This is a genomic window from Rhodococcus sp. BH4, assembly GCF_002079265.1.
GTDB classification, from domain to species: domain Bacteria; phylum Actinomycetota; class Actinomycetes; order Mycobacteriales; family Mycobacteriaceae; genus Rhodococcus_F; species Rhodococcus_F qingshengii.
Window position 1 is genome coordinate 5402313 of sequence record NZ_CP014941.1, and the last position, 22049, is coordinate 5424361.

Consider the following 22049-nt stretch of genomic DNA (forward strand, 5'->3'; position numbering starts at 1 on the left):
AACAGGTCCGAGTACGTGTGACCAGGAGACCGATGAGCACCAGTACGCAAGAGCCGACGACTCCGCGCCGACGACCCACGGGGAGATCCATCGCCCTGCTCGGTCCGGCGTTCGTCGCGGCAATCGCGTACGTCGATCCGGGCAACGTCGCCGCCAACCTCACCGCCGGCGCCAAGTACGGCTACCTCCTCATCTGGGTACTCGTACTCGCCAACGCGATGGCCGTCCTCGTGCAGTATCTGTCCGCGAAACTCGGTCTCGTCTCCGGCAGATCCCTGCCCGAAATGCTGGGTCAGCGCCTGCGTAAGAACAACCGCCGCGCCTTCTGGCTCCAGGCCGAGATGATGGCGATCGCGACCGACGTCGCCGAAGTCATCGGCGGCGCCATCGCACTCAACCTGCTCTTCAACATCCCGCTCTTCCTCGGCGGACTGATCACCGGATGCGTGTCGATGGTCATCCTGACGATCCAAAGTCGGCGCGGACAGCGCACTTTCGAGTTCGTGGTCATGGGATTGCTGGCCATCATCACCATCGGCTTCCTGACCGGGCTCGCCTTCACCGACGTCTCCGGCAGCGAGGCCGTCGCCGGACTGGTCCCCCGCTTCGAAGGAACCGAGACCGTACTGCTCGCCGCCAGCATGCTCGGAGCAACGGTCATGCCGCACGCGATCTACCTTCACTCCGCATTGGCACGTGATCGCCACGGCCACATCAAACCCGGCCCACGGTTGCAGCGACTACTCAAAGTCACCCGTTGGGATGTCGTCGTCGCGTTGATCATCGCCGGTGGCGTGAACATCGGCATGCTGCTGCTGGCCGCTTCGGCGCTGCGCGGAGTACCCGGCACCGACACCATCGACGGCGCGCATGCCGCGATCGAGAATTCGCTCGGCCCGGGCATAGCCGTGGTGTTCGCGATCGGCCTCCTCGCCTCCGGACTCGCGTCAACCTCCGTGGGATGCGCGGCCGGCGCCGAGATCATGCATGGTCTTCTGGCCATTCGCATTCCGGTGATCACACGCCGGATCGTCACGCTCATCCCGGCACTGATCTTGCTCGGACTCGGCGTCGACCCGACGCTGGCGCTCGTGCTCAGCCAAGTGGTCTTGAGCCTGTGCATCCCCTTCGCGATCATCCCGCTGGTGCGAATGACCTCGGACCCCGAACTCATGGGCGACGCGCGCAATGCCCCGCTCACGACCGTCGCGGCGTGGATTGCGGCGGGCTTGATCGTTGCACTCAACGTCGCTCTGCTGGTTCTGACGGTGACAGGCTAGAGCACCGGAGCCACCCAACGCGTCCCTCACAAACGCGCTGGACGGCTCCGGCCGGACTAGGAGACTTGCTCGGCGAGAGTGGCCTTGGCCCAGCGATAGTCGGCCTTTCCGCTGGGAGAACGCCTGATCGACGGAACGTTCATGACGGTGCGCGGCACTTTGTACCGAGCGACCTGCGACGCGCAATGCTCACCGATCTCGGCAGCGTCCGGGACGTCGAAGCCTTCGCGGGTCGTGATGACCGCAGCGACGCGCTCACCGAACTTCGCATCCGGAATTCCCGCGACCAAAGCGTCGAGCACCGCCGGGTGACTCTTGAGCGCCTGCTCGACCTCTTCCGGATACACCTTCTCCCCGCCGGTGTTGATGCACTGAGAACCACGCCCCAGCAAGACGATCGAGCCGTCGGCTTCCACGCGCCCGACGTCGCCGAGCACCGACATCCGCACCCCGTCGATCACCGGGAACGTAGCCGCGGTCTTGACCGGATCATTGAAGTAGCCGACCGGCACGTGACCGCTGCGAGCGATGTAACCGGTCTCGGGCGATCCCGGCTCCAGCGGCCGCATCCTTTCGTCCACGACGCGGGTCTCGTCGCGAGCGGCGATGCGCATCAGGCCGTCTTCGCCGATCTCCAGATTGCCGTCGACGCCCGACTCCGAGGAGCCGAATCCGTCGCGGATCACCAGGTTCGGAAGCATCGACTTGAGCTGCTCCCGCAGTGAGAGCGAGAACAAGGCTCCGCCGGACGAGACCATTCCGACCGTGCTGAGGTCGTAATCTGCTGCGTTTGCTGCCAATTCGTCTGCGAGCGGACGTGCCATCGCGTCTCCGACGACGGTGATGGAGACGGCCTTCTCACTTCCGGCGAGCTGCAGCGTCGCCTTCGCGTCGAACCGCGCCATGAGAATTGCGTTGGCGCCCATGAAGAATCCGGTGAACAGCGAGTACGACGCCGCACCGTGCATCAGGGGTGCGGTACTGAGCATGTTCATCGCGGGGACGTTCGGCACCGCGGCGAACAGAGCCTCAGCGGTCGTGTGCGGCGGACCGAACGGATTTCCGCCGGTGAGCGCCGCGAAGTAGAAGTCTTCATGACGCCACATGACACCCTTGGGCATCCCCGTCGTGCCGCCGGTGTAGATGACAAAGAGGTCGTCGTTGCTGCGGGGCGCGAAGTCACGAGTGGCGGCCTGCTCCGCGGCAGCGTCGGCAAATCGAACGACGTCGACGCCTTCGATATCGCGGACGGCTGACTCGCCGACGACAACGACGTGCTTGATGCCGGGCGCGGCCGGGAGAACCGTCTCCACGACGGAAACGAACTCCTCGTCCACGATCAGTGCTACCGACTGCGAATCGTTGTACAGATAGGTCAGTTCGGCGTCGACGTAGCGATAGTTGACGTTGATCGGGACCGCGCGAATCTTGAGGCACCCGAGCAAACTCTCGACGAACTCGATGCTGTTGCGCATGTGCAGAGCAACGTGATCGCCGGGCCCGACACCGACACTCGCCAGGTGGCGGGCGATGCGATTCGAGCCCTCGTCCAGCTCGACGTATGTGCGACGACGACCATCGCACACGAGCGCCGTGCGGTCCGGAATCAGATCCGAGATGCCCTCGTACAGATCTGCCAAATTCAGTGACACTGCTGGTGCCTTCCTTGATGTCCGGCCCGGTGAATTCGGGGCCGACCGTACTGCGTTTTCGGTGAGAACTATCCGACCCTGGAGCCGACGAATGTGGCCGAGAACTGAGCGGATCGGTGGTGACGCAAACGCGTACGCGGTGGGATCGCCGCGTCGCCCCAAGGTGGCATGCAGCGCTCGTGACCCAGATCACCGCTCCCGCTGAGTGAGACTCCTCCTCAGTCGGCCAAACTTCTGTTCAAAACTAGAACTAATTCTGATTTCGCTCGAATGATTTTTTCGGAACGACTACCGAACTCTCGACTTCAAATTAGAATGAATACTAATTCTGCAAGACGTACCCGACCGCCCGGATCGAAGGAGCACGACATGACGCAATCACTGAGCTTGGAAGGCAAAGTTGCCGCCGTCACCGGCGCCGGCGCCGGCCTGGGTCGCGCCGAAGCACTCGGACTCGCGGCTGCCGGTGCAGCCGTCATCGTCAACGACATGGGTGCAGCGGCCAACGACGTGGTCGACGAGATCAAGGCCGCAGGTGGACAGGCACTCGCCATCACCGGCGACGTCTCCGACTGGTCGCTCGGCGGGCGCATCATCGAAGAGGCTGTCAAGAACTTCGGATCCTTCGACATCCTCGTCAACAATGCAGGCATCCTGCGCGACAAGATGATCTTCAACCTGACCGAATCCGATTGGGACGACGTCATCCGCGTGCACCTCAAGGGCCACGCGGCCACCTCGCACGCAGCCGCAGTCCACTGGCGCGCAGCCAGCAAGGCAGCCGACGCACCGGTCTACGGCCGCATCATCAACACCTCTTCCGAGGCTTTCCTCTTCGGCAGCGCCGGGCAGCCCAACTACTCGGCAGCCAAGGCCGGTATCACCGCGCTGACGCTCTCGAGCGCAGCAGGTCTCTCCCGCTACGGCGTCCGCACCAACGCGATCTGCCCTCGTGCCCGCACCGCCATGACGGCAGAAGCCTTCGGCGAGAACAACACCGGCGTCGTCGGCCTCGATCCGCTTGCACCCGAGCGCGTCGCGACCCTGGTCAGCTACCTCGCATCCCCCGATTCCGACGAGATCAACGGACAGGTCTTCGTCGTCTACGGCAAGATGGTGGCGTTGATGGAAGCACCCAAGGTCGAGAACCGTTTCGACGCAGCCGGATCCGCGTTCACCGTCGAAGAACTCGGTGGCCAGCTCTCGTCTTACTTCTCCGGCCGTGGGCCGTACGAGACCTACGCCGCCTACAGCATCGCCGGCCTCGAAAAGATTGCACTTGCAGTCGACGAGACCGCAACAGTTTGAGCAGCACTTACAAAGAGGAGCGTTTCATGAGGTTGAACGGCAAGGTAGCGATCGTCACCGGCGGCGCCGGTGGAATCGGTCGTGCCATCACCCGAGTCTTCGCCCGTGAAGGCGCGAAGGTCCTGTTCGTCGACATCAACGACGAGCAGGGCCAGGCCCTCGAACAAGAACTGGCCGGCTCCGGCAAGTTCCTGAACGTCGACCTTGCTGCCGCCGGTTCGGCCGAGCAGATCCGTGACGCCGCGCTCGAGGCTTTCGGCAAGCTCGACATCCTGGTGAACAACGCTCACGCGTCCCGTCAGGCTCCGTTGCTCGAAACCACGCAGGACATGTTCGACCTGTCCTTCAACACCGGTTTCTACCCCGTTGTCCACCTCATGCAGGCGTGCCACGACGAACTCGCGAAGACCAAGGGTTCGGTCGTCAACTTCGCGTCGGGTTCAGGTTTGGACGGAATGCCGACCCAGACGTCCTACGCTGCGGCCAAGGAAGCTGTGCGAGGCCTGACGCGCGTCGTCGCCAACGAGTGGGCGCCGGAAGGCATTCGGGTCAACGTGGTCTGCCCGTTCGCCGCCACCGAAGGCGTCGTCAAGTGGCAGGAAGCCTTCCCTGAGCGCGCAGCCGCATCGGTTGCCAAGGTGCCTCTCGGACGCATCGGTGATCCCGAAACCGACATCGCTCCCGTCGTGGTATTCCTGGCGAGCGACGATTCCAAGTACATGACCGGACAGACGTTGATGGCCGACGGCGGCAGCATCAAATTGCGCTGAGTCGAAATACTTCTCGGTGGGCTCAGCTCACCGAGAAGAGTTTCGCAGCGTTGTCGTGCACGACGGCTCGCAGCCATTCGTCTCCGAGATCGAAGCGCGTAACCGCTTGCAAGGCTGTGAGATACGGGTACGGAATGTTCGGGAAGTCGCTACCGAACAGAATCCGGTCCTGCATGTCGACGAGCCGTGATACGTCCGCCTTCGGGAAGGCACACTGCTCTTCCGTGAAGTCGGTGAACGCCATGGTCGTATCCAGGCGGACATTGCCGTAAGCCTCTGCCAGATCGAGGAATTCGCTGTACTCGGGCATCCCCATGTGGGCGACGATCAACGACAGGCGCGGGTACCGTGCGAGCAGCGAAGCAATGCGATCAGGTCCCGTGTACTCCCCCGGCGCCGGTCCCGATCCACAATGGATCACGATGGGCGTCTCGGAGTCCTCGAGCTGACCCCAGACCTTGTCGAGCAGAGGGTCGTTCGGGTCGTAGTTTCCGACCTGGATGTGGGACTTGAAGATTCGCGCGCCCGAATCCAGGGCCTTTCCGACGTACGACGCCGCCGACTCCTCGGGATAGAACGTGGCCGTGTGCAGGCAATCAGGTGTTTGCGCGGCAAATTCGACGGCCCACTGATTGAGCCACTCTGCCATCGCGTGCTTGTGCGGGTAGATCATCGACGTGAAAGCCCGGACACCGAACTCGCGGAGACGGTGTACCCGCTCCTCCTCGGCAAGTCGGTAGGCGATGGGCCAAGGACGACCGATCATCGGTCCCGCCGAATCGAAGTAACCCCACACCTTGTCCATGACGCTCTTCGGCATGAAATGGGTATGGACGTCGATCACGCCAGGAACACCCAACTCGCGCCAAAAAGCCCGAACCTCGGCGATCTCCTCCGGTCCAGTCGATGGGACCTCTTCGGTACACACGTCTGACACCCCTTTCGTTCGCTCGACCATACCGAGTGCCGTCGCGCTCACCGGGACAGGTCGTTGACGGCCCGCCCGGAGCACCCGAATGTGAACCCATCTTGCCGATCACCGTTGGAGGTTGAATGTCTCAGGCCGAGTCCGAAGTGGGGTCGATCAGTGCCGTCGAGGAACTGCTCGCAATCGAGGAAATCAAGCGTGTGTTCGCCGCGCGCCTACGCTGCATGGACACCAAGCAGTGGCACGTCTACCCAACCCTGCACACCGCAGACGTCGTCAGCGAGACGTGGGGCGGACTCCCGACAGACAAGCAACCCAAGACCGGCGACACCTCGAACCAGGTAGTGGGCATCGACAAACTCACCGCGGCAATTCGGAACATGCTCGACGGCGACATCCCCCTCACCACGGCGCACCACGCACACACTCCCGAAATCGTGCTGACCTCGCCCACCACCGCAACCGGCATCTGGGCGATGGAGGACATGCTGTGGTGGAACGACGGCGAGAAAGAACTGCACCTACACGGCTACGGCCACTACCACGAGAAATACCGCAAAGAAGACGGCAAGTGGCTGATCAGCTACCGAACCCTCACCCGGCTCCGTGTCGACCAGGACCCCGGATTCTTCCGATTCATGAAAGCGCTGTGACGAAGTGACCAACCCGCTGTTCCAACCGCTCCGCATCCGTTCGCTCGAACTGTCCAACCGCATAGTCATGTCGCCGATGACGCGCACGTACTCCATCGAAGGTGTGCCCGGCCGCGACGTTGCCGACTACTACCGCCGACGAGCTGAGGGCGGCACCGGACTGATCGTCACCGAAGGCGTCGCGATCGATCACGAGACTGCTGTCGACCACGCCAACGTCCCCAACCTCCACACTCCCGCTGCTCAGGCCGGATGGCGGAAGGTAGTCGACGACGTGCACGCTGCGGGCGGCAAGATCGTGCCTCAGCTCTGGCACGTCGGACCTTTGTGGGGCGCGATGACGCAGATGGACCCCTCACTCAAGCCGATGCGCCCCTCTGGCGAATGGGGCCCGCTCGGCGTCACCTCGTACTCCGCTGCCTACGTCGAACGCGCACAGGCCAGCACCGAAGCGATGACCGAGCAGGACATCCAGGACGTCATCGACGCGTACGTCCGTAGCGCGAAGCACGCCGTCGAACTCGGCTTCGACGGCATCGCGATCCACGGCGGTCACGGCTACCTCCTCGATTCCTTCTTCTGGGAGGGCACCAACCAGCGCGACGACGCGTGGGGAGGCGACCTGGAGCGTCGTACCAGGTTCCCGGCCGCCGTCGTCGCCGCGATCCGCGCGGCCATCGGACCGGATCTGCCGATCATCTACCGTTTCTCACAGCACAAGCAGCAAGATTTCACCGCGAAGATCGCCGAAACCCCCGAAGAGTTGGGCGTCATCCTGGGCGCGCTGGTCGACGCCGGAGTCGACGTTCTCGACGCCAGCATCAGGCGTTTCGACGTGCCGGCCTTCGAAGGCAGCGATCTCTCGTTGGCGGGTTGGGCGAAGAAGCTGACCGGCGCCGTCACGATGGCCGTCGGCAGCGTCGGTATCGGAAAGTCGCTGCGGGACAGCCGCATCGAAGGCGTCGCACCTGTAGTCGACAACATCCCACAGCTCGAGGAGCGCATCGGCAGCGGAGAGTTCGATCTGATCGCGATCGGCCGTCTCCATCTCGCCGATCCTGCATTGGCAACTACCCTGCGCGCCGGTGGCCCGCTACCGGCGTTCGATCGAGCGGTGCATGAGGGCAGCTTGATCTAGGGGCTCCGCCCCTGTGCGCCTTTCCGGTAGTTCGCACTACCAAAAAGGCGCACAGGGCCGAAGGCCTTTATGTTCGACCCATGACTACTTTCAACGCCTGGGTCGCCCGCGACAGCGACGGCACCATCGACTTCGCCCCCGAAACCGTCGACGAATCCTTCCTCCCGGCAGGTCAGGTCACCATTCGCGTCGAGTACTCGAGCGTCAACTACAAGGACGCGCTCGCGGTCACGCCGAAAGGCGGGGTGGTTCGCGAGTACCCGATCGTCCCCGGCATCGACGTCGCCGGCGAGGTCATTGCCTCCGAGTCCGACGCATTCGCCCCGGGAGACAAGGTGGTCGCACATGGCTACGAGATCGGGACCGCCCGCAACGGCGGCTACGCCGAGATCGCCCGTTTGCCTGCCGAGTGGGTCGTGAAGCTCGACGGCATTTCCACCGCCGACGCTGCTGCGATCGGCACGGCAGGATTCACCGCAGCCATGAGCGTCCAAGCCATTCTGGCCGGCGGAGTGAAGCCAGCCGACGGTCCCGTCCTGGTGACGGGCGCGAGCGGCGGAGTCGGCACCGTCAGCGTCGACCTTCTGGCAAGCGCGGGCTTCGACGTGGTCGCCTCCAGCGGCAAGCCAGGCGCGGCAGACCTTCTGACGTCACTCGGTGCGTCTTCGGTGATCGGCCGGCTCCCCGAGGATCCCGACGCCAAGCCTCGCCCGCTCGGAAAATCTCAGTGGGCGGCGGCCGTCGACTGCGTCGGTGGAAAGACCCTCGCTCACGTTCTGAGCACGATCAACTACGGCGGTGTTGTCGCTGCCAGCGGATTGACCGGTGGCGCCGCGCTGCCTACGACCGTGCTGCCGTTCATTCTCCGCGGAGTCTCACTGCTGGGCATGGACTCGGTATTGATGCCGATCGAACCCCGTCGCGCGCTGTGGGCCCGTCTGGGCTCCGACTTGGCCCCACGTCATCTGAAGGAGATCACGAACCTCGTTGCCGTCCGCGACGTCGTCTCGGTGATCGATCAGGTCCGCGAAGGCAAGTACACCGGCCGGGCGCTGGTTCAGGTTGCCGACGGGTTCTGAACCGCTCAGAAAAGTGTGAACAAATCTGCTGGTTCTTCGGCCGTCGTGGACTTCTCCTTGTAGGGGGAGTTCACGGCGGTCGGTTCCTTCTTCACCGGGGCAGCAAGCGGCACCGATGCGATGTCCCCCGAGACGATGGCGCGTGCGGCTTCGCCGGCCAGCTTGTCTGCCATTTCGTTGTAGTGGTTGCCGACGTGCCCGCGCACCCAGCGAAAGCGCACCGGTCCGACACGATCGGTGATGGCTCGATCGATACTCTGCACCAGTTCGAGGTTCTTGACCGCCCCGCCGCTCGCGGTCTTCCAGCCCTTGCGCTTCCAACTGGGCAACCATTCGGAAGCGCACTTGATGGCGTACTGCGAGTCGGATTCGATGAGTAGAGGATCAGCACCGGGATGGGCGACGACGGCCTCGAACAGAGCACGCAACTCGGCAATCTGGTTGGTGCCGGACGCTTCTCCGCCGGACATGCTCGGACCCTCGTGATTGACCCACGCCCAGCCGATAGCCCCACCGGGGTTTCGCAGACAGGATCCGTCGGTGCTCACGATGATCATGGCTCGGACAATACGTTGCGCCACCGACACACGCCTTAACGGAGGATGGACGGTGGCGATACGCTGACCTCGATGACGCCGCTATCTCCGGTCGACGAAGTCACGGTGACTTCTCAGCGACCGCTCGATGCCGCGCTGACGCTCAGCCCGCATCAGCGCGGACCCGGCGACCCCGCACATCGACGGTCAGCCGACGGAGCGATCTGGCGAGTTTCCCGCCAACTTTCGGGTCCTGTGACCTACCGCATCACCCAGTCGGATCGCCATACGGTCCGGGTACAGGCCTGGGGTCCCGGCGCCACGGAATTCCTGAACGGCGCCGAAGCGCTGCTCGGTCTCGACGACGAAGCCGAAGATTTTGCCCCCGAACATCCCAAGCTCGCCGAAGCTCATCGACGCTTCCCTCATCTGCGCATCGGCCGCACCGGCCGCGTCATGGAAGCTCTCGTTCCCGCGATCCTCGAGCAACGAGTCCACGGCATCGACGCATTTGCCGCGTGGCGCCGCCTGCTGACCAAGTTCGGGGAGCGCCCACCCGGCCCCGCGCCCGACGGAATGCGAGTTCCACTCACCGCGGACCAATGGCGTCGAATGCCGTCATGGGAATTCCATCGCGCGAACGTCGATCCAGCGAGGTCCAAGACGATCGTTCAGTGCGCTCGCGTCGCCGACCGCCTCGAGCAGGCATCCACGTTCCCCAGAACCGAGGCGACCAAACGGTTGCGAGCGGTACCCGGCGTCGGGATCTGGACTGCCGCCGAAGTGGCTCAGCGTGCATTCGGCGATTCAGATGCACTCTCGGTCGGCGACTACCACCTCGCTGCCGTCGTCGGGTGGTCACTGCTGGGTGAACCGATCGACGACGCCCAGATGGTGCAGTACCTCGCTCCCCTTCAACCGCATCGATACCGCGCCGTGAGGCTTCTGCAGGTCAGCGGGCAAGCCGTCAAACCCAAGTTCGGTCCGCGAACTGCCGTTGCCGACCACCGTTGGCACTGAGCATCAGGAGTTGGAAAATGTCGACCCGATACGCACACATCGCCTTCTCCCCCGCTGCGGTGGAGCGTCAGCGGTCGACCGGAAGTTTCACCGTGTACGGTTCGAAACTCGATCAGCCCGACGAGGGCCCGATGGAATTCGATTTCCGCGCGCAGGGATTCGTGAAATCCGTGGATTCCTTCTTCATGTCCACGGTGACGCCCGACGGTTGGCCGTACGTCCAACATCGCGGCGGCCCGCGCGGATTCCTGCATGTGTTGGGCCCGAATCGAATCGGATTCGCCGATCTCCCCGGCAATCAGCAATTCGTGACGCTCGGCAATCTGGAAGAGAACAATCGCATCTCGCTGTTCGTCATCGATTACCCGACGCGAACGAGATTGAAGATCTACGGGCGTGCGCAGGTGATCGAAGCGGACGAGGACCCTGCACTACTGCAACAGCTCTTGCAAGTCCCCGGCGGCACCATGACGGCAAAAGCCCAGCGTTCCATCGTCATCGACGTCGAAGCGTTCGACTGGAACTGCAGTCGAAACATCACGCCACGCTTCGACAAGGAGCGCATGGACGAATCCCTCGCTCTGGCACGCCAACCCCTGCAAGCCGAGGTAGATCGGCTTACTGCCGAGGTCGAAGAATTGCGTGCGCGGTTGTCGAAAAACGAATGAGACTAGGCGGTTTCAGGGCACTCGGAGTCGGGTAGCCACCAAACACGGCCCGTCGCGCGGAGACGACGGGTCCCGTTGTGCCCGAGGAGGTCCGCACGATCGATCCAGACGGTGGAGTTCTGGTTAACGAACTGCACCGCCACCATTCACGACTGGTTCCACACAGACAGATTGGCCGTCCCCATGAAACTGTCCCGAACTCTCACCATGTCCGTACTCGTCGTCGCCGCAGTCGGCGCCGGAGCCGGCACCGCGGTCGCAGCGCCCCCGAATGCGGGCTTCGATCCGTCCCAACCCCTACTGACACCGACCGCAGAGTCGAACAGCCAGGCGGCGTTGATGCTCTTCCCCGGTAACGATCCGAAGCAGGCCGCGTTCGACACGATGGCCAACGAGGTCAATATCGGCTGGAACAACGGTGGTCTGCAGTCGACCCTGATCGGAGCCAACCTCGGCGTCGGAATCGGCTGCCTGTCGATCTTCCCGAACTTCATCGCCGGCTGCATCGTCGGTGGAGTCATCGGCACGGTTGCCGGAGTCGGCGCAGGAATCACCAACGGAAACCCGAACGCTGCGCCGGCCGTCGAGAAGTTCTTCGCGACTCCTTGAGTAGCGCTCAGCTGTGCGTGTGCCCGGGGGTGGGTGTCTCGTCGTGAAAATGTGTGGCGCCGATCGAATGCAGCAGCTGGTGAACGGTGTCGTCCGCCAGTTGGTATCGCATCGATCGGCCGTCGCGGGTCGCGCTCACCCACCCCTGGCTACGCAGTAGCCGCAGCGCATGTGAGACGGCTGTGCCGCTCATCCCCAGCGCCACGGACAAATCCGTGACGCAGATACCCGGTGCGTGATGAAGGCAGAGCAACAGACGCAGACGATTGGTGTCGGAGAGAAGCTCGAAGCGACCGGACCAACTGGTGACGTCCAAACCCTCGAGTGCGGCCCTGGCGCGACGAACATCCTCGACGCTCAGCGCGCCACTGGTGTCTGCTGCGCCTGCATTCGTCAACCGACTGCCTCCGTAGAACTTCCGATCCCCCGCCGCAAGTGTACCCAGAAGCGAACCTCGTCAGGCAGACTCCACCACGGCCGCCATACCCTGGCCACCGCCGATACACATGGTCAACAGCACTTTTCCGCCGCCGCGTCGGCCGAGTTCGTGAAGCGCGGTTGTTGCCATACGCGCACCCGTCGCTCCCACGGGGTGCCCGAGCGAGATGCCGGAACCGTTGACGTTCAGGCGATCGAGGTCCTCGAATCCCCATTCCTTCACGACGCCGAGAACCTGGCACGCAAACGCCTCGTTCAGCTCGACCAGATCGAAATCGGCAAAGCGTGCCCCGGTGCGAGCAAACAGTTTCGAGACGGCGGCAACCGGCCCGAGGCCCATCAGCGCCGGTTCACAACCGGCCGCGGCCCAACTGTCGAGGAACCCGATGGGTTCCAGCCCCAGCTCGTCCAGACGATCCTCGGCGACAACCAACATCGCTGCCGCAGCGTCGTTCTGCTGGCTGGCGTTACCGGCGGTCACGACGCCTCCCTCGGTCACCGCACGCAGCCGTGCCAGGGTTTCGAGTGAGGTATCCGGACGAATCCCCTCGTCAGCACGAAACTGTGTGACGTTCCCTTTTCGATCCGTCAGTTCGACGGCGACGATTTCGGCATCGAAGCGGCCGGATTCTCTTGCCAGTGTTGCCTTTCGGTGGCTGTCGACGGCGAAGGTGTCCGACTCTTCCCGCGTGATCCCGCAGCGTGTCGCGACGTTCTCGGCCGTTTCGATCATTCCGCTGATCCGACCGAATCGCCACTCGGGTTGCGAGCGCTCGCGGCCACGATCGAGGCGGTCGAACAGTTGCAGCCCACCGGATCTGGTGCCCCACCGCGCTCCGGTGGTGTAGTGCTCGATCCCGCTCATCGATTCGACGCCACCCGCGAGAACCACGTCGGCCGCACCCGTCTGGACCATCATGGCCGCGGAAACGATGGCCTGCAGACCCGTTCCACATCGGCGATCCGTCTGGAAGCCGGCTACCGAAATCGGCAACCCGGCCTCGAGCGCCGCCCACCTTCCGATGCACGGTGCCTCCGAATTGGCATACGACTGCCCCATCGCGACGTCGTCGATGCGGGACGGATCGATTCCGCTACGACGCACGGTCTCCTTGACGACGGTGGCAGCCAGACTTTCCGCAGGCACGTCACGAAGTGCCCCTCCGAAACGGCCCACCGCGGTTCTGACCGGCGCGACCAATGCTGCTCGTTTCACAACTGACCTCGAATCTCGTTCTGGAAGAATGGAAAAGGATTCAGGAGACCAACAGGCGCACGGTATCCGCTACCAGCGCAGGTTTACCCGCTCCTTCGATTTCGATCGTGTACCGCACGACTATCGTCGCGCCCTTCGCGGTGCGCTCGAAGGAAAGAATCTCCGCACCTGCCCGCACCGAAGAACCGACCTTGACCGGTTCGGGGAATCGCACCTTGTTGCTTCCGTAGTTCACGGTCATGGAGATTCCGTCGACACGCATCACCTGAGCGCCGAGCACCGGCAACAACGAGAGAGTCAGATAGCCGTGGGCGATGGTGCCGCCGTACGGACCCTGCGCTGCGCGCTCGGGATCCACGTGAATCCACTGGTGATCCTCGGTGGCGTCGGCGAACTTGTCGATCCGATCCTGTGTGACCGGGAACCACGCGCTGTAGCCCAAGTGCTCACCGACAGCCGTCTCTACTTCGTCGATTCCGTTGAAAATTCGCATAGTTCTCTCCTGAAAGGTGTTGAACAGCAAAGAAAAGTGCAGCGCTAATGTGCGCCGCGGCGCAGCGTCAATGTGCGCCGCGGCGCAGCGTGACCCGATACGTGTACTGCTCCGGCAAGAAATAGCTCACCGACAACTCGTTGGCAACGCCCTGCGCGTTGGAGTACAAACGGTCCACCCGCAACATGGCGTGGCCGATTTCGCAATCGACGTCCCTGGCAACGTCCGCCGTGGCCGGGGACACCGTGATCGATTGTGCTGCTTCGACAATCGGACTGTCGATCAGCGGTTCCAGCAAGCCGATCACCGTATTGGCGCTCACCGCACCGGCCGCCATGGCGGGCAGGTCGATGATCTGCCGCGCGATCGCCTCCGGCAGATGCGCCGTCGTCTGCACGAACGGAACTCCCTCGTGTATCCGCCGGAAGACCACGGTGTACACGACGTCGGTGTCGAGCCGAAGCCGACTGGCCGCCTCGATGTCCACGCGCCGTTGCAGCGGTGACACCACTTCCATCGTCGTGTCCCGCGAAAGGTTCATGAGATCTTCGATGGATCCGAGATGACGGAGATAGCGGCCGCTGTTCTCGGTCACGAACGTTCCGCGCCCGGGTACTCGGTACACGATGCCCTCGGCAACCAGATCGTGAAAGGCTCGGCGGACCGTCTGCCGACTCACGCCGTGATGCTGCGCCAGTTCGGATTCGGTGGGCAGTTGAATGCCGTCGCGGTAGGTACCGGCAGAGATCTGCTGACGAAGCTCACGAGAGAGGCGTTGGTACGCCGGCTCCGTCTCTCTTTCCTTACCGCTCATAGCGACATGATCCTACTTGCTCACCGATCCGTCACAGACCGCCGCGGGCAACCAGCTGCGAAACGATCACGTTGCGCTGAATTTCGTTGGTTCCCTCCCCGACGATCATCAGTGGTGCATCACGGAAATACCGCTCGACGTCGTACTCCGTCGAGTAGCCGTAACCGCCGTGGATGCGGACGGCGGACAACGCGATTTCCATCGCCACCTCGGAGGCGTACAGCTTGGCCATGCCCGCCTCCATGTCGCACCGCTCCCCACTGTCGTACATCTGCGCCGCGTGCCACGTCAGCTGCCGTGCGGCCGTCAGCTTCGTTGCCATGTCGGCGAGGTAATTGCCGATCGACTGGTGCTTCCAGATCGGCTGGCCGAAGCTCTCGCGCTGCTGCGCGTACGCAAGTGAATCTTCGAGTGCGGCCGTGGCGACGCCCAGTGCACGGCAAGCCACCTGGATACGGCCGGTCTCGAGCCCCTTCATCATCTGACCGAAACCCTTTCCGGGAGTACCGCCCAGAATGGCCGACTCGGAGATGCGGTAATTGTCGAAGGACAGTTCACAACTCTCGACGCCCTTGTATCCGAGCTTCGGGAGGTCGCGGGAGACGGTCAGCCCTTCGCCGTGCTCGACGAGAACGATCGAGATGCCCGCATGACGAGGGCTTGCGCTTGGATCGGTCTTGCACAGCAAGGCGATCACGCCGGATCGGCGGGCATTGGTGATCCATGTCTTGGCGCCGTTGACGACCAGATCTGTGCCGTCGCTCTTGGCGTTGGTTGTCATGGCCTGCAGATCGGAACCTCCGCCGGGCTCGGTGAGGGCCATCGTTGCCCGGATCTCGCCGGTTGCCATTCGCGGCAGGTACTTCACCTTCTGCTCTTCGGTACCGAACAGCGAGATGAGCTTGGCGACCACAGTGTGCCCGCCCATCGCTCCCGCCAGGGACATCCATCCGCGCGACAGTTCTTGCGTCACCTGCGCATAACAGGGCATGGACACCGGCGATCCGCCGTATTCCTCGGGAATCGCGAGCCCGTAGATCCCGATCTGCTTCATCTGATCGATCCACTTCTCGGGATACTCGTTCGCGTGCTCCACCTCCTGGACCGTGGGCTTGACCTCTCGGTCGACGAACCGGCGCACGGTTTCGATCAGGAATGTCTCTTCGTCGTTGAGCTTGAGCATGAATCCGCCTCGACTTGAAATAAGTTTGTACGGCCATATTTCGATATTGTTCGCGCAATGTCAATACCGCGCCTTGACATCGATACGCAGCAACTGCCAGCATCGAGGCAGTTCGGTGCACATCAACGCCGTTCACGGCAGCTCATCCACTTCACAACTGGCCGTACATTTGATTTCCAGATCGAGGTAATCGACACACTATGGACGAGAACCACTACCGCGCCACCAGACGTCGCGCGTCCCTGGTCGCGCCGGGTTCAGACGAGCGCAAGGCACGCAAAGCACTCTCTTCGAACGCAGACGAGGTGATTCTCGACCTCGAAGATGCCGTCACTTCGACGAACAAGGACCTGGCGCGAACCCTCGTGAGCACCTTGGTGCACGAGTTCGGTAGGGCGCGCACCATCTCGGTCCGAATCAACGGCCTGACCACACCATGGGCCCGCGACGACCTGATCGCCTGCGGCGCCCTCGGAGAATCGCTGACGAGCGTGATCGTCCCGAAGGTCGAGTCCGCCGACGAACTACTCGAGGCCGAGCACATCCTCTTCACTGCCGGTGGGCACCACACCACCCTGCAAGCCCTGATCGAAACTCCGCTCGGCGTCCAGAATGCCGACTCCATCGCCCGCGCGACTCCTCGTCTCCAAGCCGCAATCATCGGATACGCCGATCTCGGTGCAGCGCTTGGCCGTTCACGCTCGGCACTGCCTGAACACTGGCTTGCCGTCCAGGACAGAATTCTGATCGCCTGCCGCGCAGCCGGCGTCGCAGCCATCGACGGGCCCTTTCTCGGCATCACCGACGACGACGCTTTCCGCCATGCCGCGCACTGGACCAGCGCCCTCGGGTTCGACGGCAAATGGGTCATCCACCCGGCACAGATCGACTCGGCCACTACCGCATTCACTCCTTCGGACGACGCCGTCAATGACGCCCGACGGGTACTGACCGCACTCGAAGAAGCCGAAACCCTGGGTTCGGGTGCCGCCCAACTCGACGGCCAGATGCTCGACGAAGCTGTGGCCGTGGCAGCGCGTCGTACGGTTGCCCGAGCCGAAGGAGTCACCGTATGAGCGAGCACTACGTGGGAGGCCCGTACTTCGACGAGCTCACCCATGGTCAGATCTTCGACGAAGCCCCCGCGGTGACGTTGACCAGTGGACTCGCCGCCTCCCATCAGGCGATCCTCGGTGACCGCATGCGCCTGCCTCTCGACGCACACTTGTCGTCGAGCGTCACGGGTTCCGGTGCACCAGTGGCAAATCCAGGACTGGTCACCGACATCGCCATCGGCCAGTCAACCGTGGTCACACACCACGTCAAGGCGAACCTCTTCTACCGTGGACTGCGATTCCACCGTTTCCCGGTACTCGGCGACACCCTGTACACGCGCACCGAGGTTGTCGGTCTACGCGAGAACTCGGCCAAGCCGGGACGCGGCGCCACCGGACTTGCCGCGCTACGGATGACGTCTGCTGATCAGAACGGCAACACGGTCCTCGACTTCTACCGCTGCGCCATGCTCCCCCTGAGCCCCGACCCGATCGAGGCGAGAACTCGCCACGCCGACGACCTCGGGGCGATCGGTCCGTCCGAACCGGCTCCGTACGTATCACCTGACGGTTGGGACCTCGACACGTATCGAGAGCGGGTACCCGGCAGGCACTTCGATTCCGATTTGGTGGGCTCCGTCTTCCACAGCAGCGGCGACGTCGTCTCCAGCGCACCCGAACTTGCCCGGCTGAGCTTGAACATCGCAGCGACGCACCACGACGATCGCGTCGGCGCCCACGGTCGCCTCGTCTACGGCGGCCACACCATCGGGATCGCACTCGCCCAGGCGACTCGCGCTCTGCCCAACGTGGTGACGGTTCTCGGGTGGCACTCGTGCAATCACACCGGACCCGTTCACGAGGGCGATACCCTCACGAGCGAACTGCACGTCGAAAACTCGTCGCCCCTCGAACACGGAACTGCAGTGCAACTGCGTTCGCTCGTGTTCTCCCACAATGCTTCTGCAACACAAACTCCGGTTCTCGACTGGCGTTTCACCGTGTTGATGGCATGAGCACACACTCTTCTATCACGGAGGACCACACATGACTCATAGCCCAGGCCCGCTGTCCGGGCTTCGCATCGTCGAGGTCTCGAGCTTTGTCGCCGCGCCGCTGTGCGGACTGACGCTCTCCCAACTCGGCGCCGAGGTGATCCGGATCGACCCGATCGGAGGTGCCTCCGATTACAATCGCTGGCCCGTCACAGACAAGGGCGAGAGCATCTACTGGACCGGACTCAACAAAGGCAAACGGTCACTGTCAGTGGACATGCGCGCCGAACGCGGCCAAGAACTGATACGCCAACTGGTCACGGCGCCGGGACCTGGCGGCGGAATCCTGGTCACCAACGCCGGCGGCCGTAAGTGGATGAGCCACGACTCCCTGGCCCAGTTGCGTAGCGACGTCATCACCCTCGAGATCCTCGGACGCCGCGACGGCAGCCCCGGAGTCGACTACACGGTCAACGCCGCCTTGGGATTTCCACAGATCACCGGCCCCGCCGACTACGCCGGAGTTGTCAACCACGCACTGCCCGCCTGGGACGTCGCATGCGGGCTCTACGCCGCCCTGTCGATCACTGCCGCAGTGCGCCAACGTGACTCGACCGGACATGGATCTCGGATCACGCTCCCACTCGAAGACGTCGCATTGGCCACCGCGGGAACCCTCGGTTACCTCACCGAGGTACAAGTGAACGGTCGCAGTCGCGAGTCCGGCGGAAACGCCGTCTACGGCACGTACGGAATCGATTTCGTCTCCAGCGACAACGACCGGTTCATGATCGTTGCACTCACTACCCGCCATTTCCGCGACCTCGCGTCGGTCACCGGCACCACGGCGGCTGTCGACGCTGTCGAAGCTGCACTCAGAGCCGACTTCTCCACCGAAGCGGATCGCTACCGTCATCGAGAGGTACTCACTGCTCTGTTCTCACATTGGTTCCGGGAACACAACGGCGCCGAGATCGCTGCAGCGCTGGACACATCGTCGGTTCTGTTCGAGAGGTACCGCAGTTTCGAGGAAGTGGTGAAATCTGGCGAACTGGAGAACAACCCGATGTTCTCCGCACTCGATCAACCTCGAATCGGAAGCTACCTGGCTGCCGCCAATCCTGCCTCGTTCGACGGCGCACACCTGGGTACCGGACCCGCCTCCGAGGTCGGCGGCGATTCGATCGCGGTGCTCGCCGACATCCTCGGAACCAACGCCGATCACGCCTCGACGCTGATCGCGGACGGCGTCGTCGGGGTTCCGGCGAACTGACCTACCCGGAAGATGTTTTCGGCCTCGGAACATTTGTTCCGAGGCCGAGAACATGTCGAGAGTGCGTCAGAGACCAAGATCCTTCGCGATGATGGTCTTCATGACTTCACTTGTGCCACCGTAGATTCGTGTGACACGCGTGTCTGCGTAAAGACGCGCGATGGGATACTCGGTGATGTAGCCGTACCCGCCGTGCAATTGGAGGCACTTGTCGATCACTCGACCTGCCGCCTCGGTGCAGAACAGTTTCGCCTTCGCTGCGTCGGGAATCGTCAGAGTGCCGCGGTCATGACATTCGAGTGCGTTGTCGGACACCAGCTGGATGGCATCAACCTCGGTAGCGCATTCGGCCAGAACGAATTTGGTGTTCTGGAAGGCCGCGACCGGCTTGCCGAACACCTTGCGGTCCTTGACGTAGTCGATGGCAAAGCGAAGCGCTGCACTGGCAGTGGCGGCCGCTCCGAACGCGATGGTCAACCGCTCCTGAGCCAGGTTGTGGGTCAGATAGCTGAAGCCGTCGCCCTCTTCTCCGAGTCGGTCCTCGACGGGCACCTTGACGTCGACAAACGAAAGCTCCGCAGTGTCGGAGGTCTTGAGCCCGATCTTGTTGATCTTGCGCCCCACCGAGTATCCGGGCGACGACGTATCGATCACCAGAATCGACAACCCCGTGCGCCGGTTCTCCGCTGTGCTGGGCGCGGTACGGCACACCACCAGGACGCGGTCGGCAAGTACTCCACCGGTGATGAACGTCTTGGAACCATTGACCACGTAGTGCGTACCGTCCTCCGACAGCTTGGCCGTGGTCGCGATGTTCGCCAGATCCGATCCTGTTCCCGGTTCGGTCATCGCAATCGCGAACATCAGATCTCCGGAAGCGAAGCCCGGCAACCAGCGGCTCTTCTGTTCTTCGTTCGCGTACTCGAGCAGGTAGGGCAGGATCAGGTTCGTATGCACCGACTGCGAGCCGAACGACGCCCCGGCGGCAGCAACTTCCTCGGCGACGACGACGTTGAACTTGAGCGACTTCTCGCCGCCTCCGCCGTATTCCTCCGGCACCTGAATTCCGAGTACGCCCAGCTCTCCGAGTCGTCGGTAGAAGTCACGGGGCGGGTGACCGTCCTCTTCCCACTTCTCGTGGACCGGGGTTACTTCCTTCGCGATGAAATCGCGAACGGTTGCCCGGAATGCCTCGTGATCCTCGTTGAACACGGTGCGCTGCATGTATGAACTCCAGTCGGTCAAGGGGACAGGGTGATCCTGATCTCACCTTGCCTCAATGTTCCGCATTCGATCCAACACTCATCGGCTATGCGTCCGATAGGGCGTACCAATATGGCCTGACCTGCGATACATAGGCAACCGCTATCGTTCCGATCATCGACGCGACATTGCTCAAAGTGATCCAGAACACGTTGAATGAGTCAGCCGGCAAACACACCACCATCGATCGCTTCGAGGCCGCGCTTCGAGCACGATCGCATCCGCCCACCAGTCTCGAAGGGACGCCACGTGACCCCCATCGCGCCACAGCGTAACGACGTCCAGCCCGAAGCAACAGCAACGCCAGATTCGTCAGCAGTTCCCGTCTTCGGTACCCGCAAGCGTGCGTGGACGATGACCGGGCTCGTCGTTTTCCTCTACATCGTCAACTACGCGGACAAGGCAGTCCTCGGAATCATCGCTCAGCCCCTCGCTCGTGAGCTCGGACTGAAGTCTTCGCAAATCGGCATGGTCGGCTCGCTCTTCTTCCTGATGTTCTGCATCGGTGGATTCCTCGCCGGACCGCTCAACAAGTACCTGACCCTGCGTTGGGCGCTGTTGATCCTGGCCGCAATCTGGTCCGTGGTCATGCTCCCCCTCGTTCTCGGCGCCAGCCTCGCGATGTTGATCGTCTCGCGCATGCTCCTCGGATTTGCCGAAGGCCCCAGTTCGGCGCTGATGCACACCGCGGCGTACTCGTGGCACCCGCCGGCCAAGCGCGGCCTTCCCGGCGCAATGCTCGCCGGATCCGCCTCTGTCGCAAAGATCGCCCTCGCGCCGGTACTGACCTTCATCGCCGTTCATTACGGCTGGCGCGCAGCGGTTCTCTCGCTCTCCGTTCTCGGTCTCGTGTGGATGGGTTGCTGGCTGGCCGGTTGGTCCGAGGGCCCGTACACGAGCAAGGCCGTCAAGGCGACCAAGACTGCAGATACAGAAGCACCCGAGGCAGCCGGGACAGCCACGAAGGCGGTCACCGAGCCCAACGTTCCGTGGCGCAAGATCCTGCTCTCCCGCACCTTCGTCAGCTGCTGCTTCCTCATCGCGACCATCTACGCGCTGACCACCGTCGTTCTCACCTGGTTGCCGTCGTACTTCGAGGTCGGCCTCGGATACAGTGCTATGCAGGCCGGTTCGATGTTCGCGCTGCCCTCGATCGTCGGTCTCGTCCTCATGATCACCTCCGGTTCCGTCACGGACAAGTTGATCGGCCGCGGCTTCACCTCTCGTACGGTTCGCGTCATCGTTCCCTGTGTCGGCGTTCTGATCTGCGGATCGATTCTCCTGTTCCTGCCACAGATCTCCACTCCCATCGTCGCTGTCGCCATGGTCTCGATCGGCTACGGGTTCTCGGCAATCACCTTCCCGCTCATCAACGCTGCGATCTCGGAGCTGTGCCCGCCGCAGCAGACTGCCGGAACGATGGGATTCTTCCTCGCCATCATGTCGATCGGTGGCCTGATTGCTCCTTACGCAACGGGAGTCATCGTGGACAACGCTGCAACCCCGGCCGACGGTTACGCCCAGTCCTTCCAGGCAATCGGCGTCATCGGAGTGATCGCCGCGGTTCTGGTCCTCGTCTTCGCCAATCCCGAGCGCGATCGCAAGCTCATCCGAGGCTGAGTACTCCACGTATAGCCATTCGCTAACAAAGCCATTCACCGAAAGACATTGCCGGGTC

At 63.0% G+C, this 22049-nt stretch carries 22 protein-coding genes; 13 read left to right on the forward strand and 9 right to left on the reverse strand.

Annotated elements, in window-relative coordinates; translation table 11 throughout:
• The first annotated feature begins 32 nt into the window (after window positions 1-32).
• Window positions 33-1280, forward strand: a complete 1248-nt coding sequence (locus A0W34_RS24930; protein ID WP_081558446.1) for an Nramp family divalent metal transporter — start codon at window positions 33-35, stop codon at window positions 1278-1280.
• A 56-nt stretch (window positions 1281-1336) separates the two neighbouring features.
• Here the strand turns inward: A0W34_RS24930 and A0W34_RS24935 are convergent, their stop codons facing one another.
• Window positions 1337-2932: an acyl-CoA synthetase gene (locus A0W34_RS24935; RefSeq protein WP_081558447.1), complete on the reverse strand. Its 1596-nt coding sequence runs from the start codon at window positions 2930-2932 to the stop codon at window positions 1337-1339.
• Window positions 2933-3301: 369 nt separating this feature from the next.
• Between A0W34_RS24935 and A0W34_RS24940 the strand changes: the two genes are divergently transcribed.
• Together A0W34_RS24940 and A0W34_RS24945 are read left to right on the forward strand one after the other, a co-directional pair.
• Window positions 3302-4240 carry a 3-oxoacyl-ACP reductase gene (locus tag A0W34_RS24940; protein ID WP_007729451.1) on the forward strand — a complete coding sequence of 313 codons (939 nt, stop codon included), beginning with the start codon at window positions 3302-3304 and terminating at the stop codon, window positions 4238-4240.
• Between the two features lie 26 nt (window positions 4241-4266).
• The gene (locus A0W34_RS24945) at window positions 4267-5010 is read left to right on the forward strand and encodes an SDR family NAD(P)-dependent oxidoreductase (RefSeq protein WP_030537180.1); all 744 of its coding nucleotides are present in this window, start codon (window positions 4267-4269) and stop codon (window positions 5008-5010) included.
• Window positions 5011-5032: 22 nt separating this feature from the next.
• Here the strand turns inward: A0W34_RS24945 and A0W34_RS24950 are convergent, their stop codons facing one another.
• Entirely contained in the window at window positions 5033-5938 is a 906-nt protein-coding gene (locus A0W34_RS24950) for an amidohydrolase family protein (RefSeq protein WP_172403435.1), read from the reverse strand.
• Between the two features lie 125 nt (window positions 5939-6063).
• Between A0W34_RS24950 and A0W34_RS24955 the strand changes: the two genes are divergently transcribed.
• From A0W34_RS24955 to A0W34_RS24965, 3 genes are all read left to right on the forward strand, one after another.
• A complete protein-coding gene (locus A0W34_RS24955; protein WP_003939692.1) occupies window positions 6064-6591 on the forward strand; it encodes a nuclear transport factor 2 family protein in 528 nt (175 codons plus the stop codon).
• Between the two features lie 4 nt (window positions 6592-6595).
• Window positions 6596-7729, forward strand: a complete 1134-nt coding sequence (locus A0W34_RS24960; protein WP_003940612.1) for an oxidoreductase — start codon at window positions 6596-6598, stop codon at window positions 7727-7729.
• 80 nt (window positions 7730-7809) lie between these two features.
• On the forward strand, window positions 7810-8808 hold the full coding sequence (locus A0W34_RS24965; protein WP_081558448.1) for an MDR family oxidoreductase: 999 nt from the start codon (window positions 7810-7812) through the stop codon (window positions 8806-8808).
• A gap of 5 nt (window positions 8809-8813) precedes the next feature.
• On the opposite strand, the gene A0W34_RS24970 is transcribed toward A0W34_RS24965, so the two are convergent.
• The gene (locus A0W34_RS24970) at window positions 8814-9365 is read right to left on the reverse strand and encodes a ribonuclease H family protein (protein ID WP_007729467.1); all 552 of its coding nucleotides are present in this window, start codon (window positions 9363-9365) and stop codon (window positions 8814-8816) included.
• A gap of 45 nt (window positions 9366-9410) precedes the next feature.
• On the opposite strand from A0W34_RS24970, the gene A0W34_RS24975 reads away from it, so the two are divergent.
• The 3 genes from A0W34_RS24975 to A0W34_RS24985 all read left to right on the forward strand — a co-directional run bounded on the left by A0W34_RS24975 (window position 9411) and on the right by A0W34_RS24985 (window position 11641).
• Entirely contained in the window at window positions 9411-10364 is a 954-nt protein-coding gene (locus tag A0W34_RS24975) for a DNA-3-methyladenine glycosylase family protein (protein ID WP_081558449.1), read from the forward strand.
• A gap of 17 nt (window positions 10365-10381) precedes the next feature.
• Entirely contained in the window at window positions 10382-11032 is a 651-nt protein-coding gene (locus A0W34_RS24980) for a pyridoxamine 5'-phosphate oxidase family protein (protein ID WP_003940212.1), read from the forward strand.
• A 111-nt stretch (window positions 11033-11143) separates the two neighbouring features.
• Entirely contained in the window at window positions 11144-11641 is a 498-nt protein-coding gene (locus tag A0W34_RS24985; RefSeq protein ID WP_003940625.1) for a hypothetical protein, read from the forward strand.
• Between the two features lie 7 nt (window positions 11642-11648).
• On the opposite strand, the gene A0W34_RS24990 is transcribed toward A0W34_RS24985, so the two are convergent.
• The 5 genes from A0W34_RS24990 to A0W34_RS25010 all read right to left on the reverse strand — a co-directional run bounded on the left by A0W34_RS24990 (window position 11649) and on the right by A0W34_RS25010 (window position 15785).
• Window positions 11649-12038 carry an ArsR/SmtB family transcription factor gene (locus A0W34_RS24990; protein WP_003940184.1) on the reverse strand — a complete coding sequence of 130 codons (390 nt, stop codon included), beginning with the start codon at window positions 12036-12038 and terminating at the stop codon, window positions 11649-11651.
• A 60-nt stretch (window positions 12039-12098) separates the two neighbouring features.
• The gene (locus tag A0W34_RS24995; RefSeq protein WP_081558450.1) at window positions 12099-13295 is read right to left on the reverse strand and encodes an acetyl-CoA C-acetyltransferase; all 1197 of its coding nucleotides are present in this window, start codon (window positions 13293-13295) and stop codon (window positions 12099-12101) included.
• A gap of 40 nt (window positions 13296-13335) precedes the next feature.
• Entirely contained in the window at window positions 13336-13788 is a 453-nt protein-coding gene (locus A0W34_RS25000; RefSeq protein ID WP_003940415.1) for a MaoC family dehydratase, read from the reverse strand.
• Window positions 13789-13855: 67 nt separating this feature from the next.
• The gene (locus tag A0W34_RS25005) at window positions 13856-14602 is read right to left on the reverse strand and encodes a GntR family transcriptional regulator (protein ID WP_003940169.1); all 747 of its coding nucleotides are present in this window, start codon (window positions 14600-14602) and stop codon (window positions 13856-13858) included.
• Between the two features lie 31 nt (window positions 14603-14633).
• Window positions 14634-15785: an acyl-CoA dehydrogenase family protein gene (locus tag A0W34_RS25010; protein ID WP_003940468.1), complete on the reverse strand. Its 1152-nt coding sequence runs from the start codon at window positions 15783-15785 to the stop codon at window positions 14634-14636.
• Between the two features lie 200 nt (window positions 15786-15985).
• Here A0W34_RS25010 and A0W34_RS25015 point away from each other — a divergent pair, with 200 nt between their 5' ends.
• From A0W34_RS25015 to A0W34_RS25025, 3 genes are read left to right on the forward strand one after another with little or no spacing between them, the layout of a single operon-like run.
• The gene (locus tag A0W34_RS25015) at window positions 15986-16861 is read left to right on the forward strand and encodes an HpcH/HpaI aldolase/citrate lyase family protein (RefSeq protein ID WP_064687745.1); all 876 of its coding nucleotides are present in this window, start codon (window positions 15986-15988) and stop codon (window positions 16859-16861) included.
• A complete protein-coding gene (locus tag A0W34_RS25020) occupies window positions 16858-17856 on the forward strand; it encodes a MaoC family dehydratase (protein WP_073513349.1) in 999 nt (332 codons plus the stop codon). The genes A0W34_RS25015 and A0W34_RS25020 overlap by 4 nt, the downstream gene beginning before the upstream one ends.
• A 31-nt stretch (window positions 17857-17887) precedes the next feature.
• Window positions 17888-19108, forward strand: coding sequence for a CoA transferase (locus A0W34_RS25025; RefSeq protein ID WP_081558451.1), 1221 nt, complete (start codon window positions 17888-17890; stop codon window positions 19106-19108).
• Window positions 19109-19174: 66 nt separating this feature from the next.
• Here the strand turns inward: A0W34_RS25025 and A0W34_RS25030 are convergent, their stop codons facing one another.
• Window positions 19175-20332: an acyl-CoA dehydrogenase family protein gene (locus A0W34_RS25030; protein ID WP_003940617.1), complete on the reverse strand. Its 1158-nt coding sequence runs from the start codon at window positions 20330-20332 to the stop codon at window positions 19175-19177.
• A gap of 195 nt (window positions 20333-20527) precedes the next feature.
• Here A0W34_RS25030 and A0W34_RS25040 point away from each other — a divergent pair, with 195 nt between their 5' ends.
• On the forward strand, window positions 20528-21991 hold the full coding sequence (locus tag A0W34_RS25040; RefSeq protein WP_007729490.1) for an MFS transporter: 1464 nt from the start codon (window positions 20528-20530) through the stop codon (window positions 21989-21991).
• The last annotated feature ends 58 nt before the right edge of the window (window positions 21992-22049 follow it).